4 protein-coding genes are annotated in these 1,628 nt (G+C 61.5%); all 4 read left to right on the plus strand.

Features of this window, described 5'->3' with window-relative positions; all coding sequences use genetic code 11:
• A partial coding sequence (locus FJ958_RS31860; RefSeq protein ID WP_210243502.1) for a hypothetical protein occupies positions 1 to 265 on the plus strand: 265 nt, incomplete at its 5' end.
• A gap of 27 nt (positions 266 to 292) precedes the next feature.
• On the plus strand, positions 293 to 730 hold the full coding sequence (locus FJ958_RS31380) for a transposase (RefSeq protein ID WP_140749993.1): 438 nt from the start codon (positions 293 to 295) through the stop codon (positions 728 to 730).
• A 48-nt stretch (positions 731 to 778) separates the two neighbouring features.
• Complete coding sequence (locus FJ958_RS31385) at positions 779 to 1,045, plus strand: type II toxin-antitoxin system ParD family antitoxin (protein WP_140749996.1); 267 nt, start codon at positions 779 to 781, stop codon at positions 1,043 to 1,045.
• 3 nt (positions 1,046 to 1,048) lie between these two features.
• Positions 1,049 to 1,360, plus strand: a complete 312-nt coding sequence (locus FJ958_RS31390; RefSeq protein WP_140749999.1) for a type II toxin-antitoxin system RelE/ParE family toxin — start codon at positions 1,049 to 1,051, stop codon at positions 1,358 to 1,360.
• The last annotated feature ends 268 nt before the right edge of the window (positions 1,361 to 1,628 follow it).

A 1,628-nucleotide genomic window follows, 5' to 3' on the forward strand; every position in this document is an offset into this window, starting at 1 on the left:
GTTCAAATCCTGTCCCCGCAACCAAATCACAAAAACGGCCCGCCAGGCACCCCCAGGCGGGCCGTTTTGCTTTGCCGACCTCGCCCCCGCAACCGGATCAACGCTGGCAATCGAACCCCCAAGCCAAATCAAACAGCCCGCATGGCATGGCACCAAGCCGGCGGCCGGTTTGATCTTGGGGCCGATGATGGTCACCAATGAGGGGAAAGGTACCCATCCGGTGAGAGCCGCCTTGTCGGCTGACGGCGAACATCGGGAATCCTAGTCTAGGGACAATCCTAGGAGTAGCCCTATGACAATGTCGCGGACGGAGGTGATCACATCTGTCGAGAGGCGGCGGCGCTGGTCGCGCGACGAGAAGAAGCGGCTGGTTGCGACGTCGTTGGAGGCCGGCGTGGCGGCGTCGGAAGTCGCGTGCTCCGCTGGCATTCACGTGAGCCAGCTCTTTCGGTGGCGCAAAGACCTGTGCGGCGGGTCGGACGCGGGCACTTCGCAGTTAGTGCCGGTCGCGATGTGCCGGCTGAAGGCAGCGCCGCCGGTGATGGAAACGCCGCCGCCACTAGGGCGCCGGCGTCGGAAGAGTGGCACCATCAAGATCGAATTCGGCGGTGGCCGTCATGTTCGGGTCGACGCCGACCTTAATGTCGACGCACTGCGACGTGGCCTGTCCGCGAGGCGATCGAAGCAAAGGCAGAACGCGGCAAGACCGGCCAATTCTGGCAATTGTTGACATCTATTGCTATCTTCCTGCGACCCACCTTCTCTCCATGAGGTCGCCATGCCCAATTACGCTCTGAATGACCATTACGAACGCTTCATCAGGAAGCAACTCGAATCAGGCCGCTACAACAATGCCAGTGAGGTTGTCCGCGCCGGCCTGCGCATGCTCGAGGATTTCGAGGCGGAGCGGGAAAGGTGGCTGCGCGAGGAGATCCCGGCGCGGCTGACCGAGCTCCAGCAGGATCCGGCGAAGGGTATTCCTGCCGAGACGGTTTTCTCCCGGCTCGAGGCGCGTCATCGTGCGAAGCAGGCGAAAGCCAAGTAGGGGATGGAGTATCGGATTGTTTTCCATCCCAGCGCGGAAGCCGAGCTGGAACAGCTCTATGACGATATAGCCGAGCGTGCGTCGCCCGCGATCGCCTGGAATTTCGTTGTGGGTATCCGCGATCACTGCCTGGGCCTATCGACTTTTCCACAGCGAGGCACCGAACGGCTCGAAATCATGCCTGGGCTGCGGATCATCGGCTACCGGCGCGCCGTCAGTATCGCTTTCGCCGTCGAGGGTGGGCGGGTGCTGATCCTGGGCATCTTCTATGCCGGCCGCAACATCACTCCGGAATTGCTTGAGGAACGGCTCTGATCCGCGGGATTCGGAGGCGTGACAGTCGAGATCCCGCTAGCCGCGACACGCGATTTTCAGAGCCTCCGTACACGCTCGGAGCCAAGGTTGTGACGCGCATCACTGGAATGGCCGGCGCCGGAATTCCGGCCAGAATTCAGCCAAGCCAACTCACGAATTTCGGCCCCGTGGGTATCTCCACGAGAAATCGAAAAAACTTGGTCGAGTGGTGTTGACAGTTCTGGTTGGTGGCGACTATATACGCCTCACGAACGAGGGCGGTGCGCCG

It is taken from the genome of Mesorhizobium sp. B2-3-5, assembly GCF_006442395.1.
Lineage (GTDB): Bacteria > Pseudomonadota > Alphaproteobacteria > Rhizobiales > Rhizobiaceae > Mesorhizobium.

Coding starts and splice junctions, on each gene's coding strand:
- FJ958_RS31385 (WP_140749996.1), top strand. CDS start 779: ATGCCCAATTACGCTCTGAATGACCATTACGAACGCTTCATCAGGAAG.
- FJ958_RS31390 (WP_140749999.1), top strand. CDS start 1,049: ATGGAGTATCGGATTGTTTTCCATCCCAGCGCGGAAGCCGAGCTGGAA.
- FJ958_RS31380 (WP_140749993.1), top strand. CDS start 293: ATGACAATGTCGCGGACGGAGGTGATCACATCTGTCGAGAGGCGGCGG.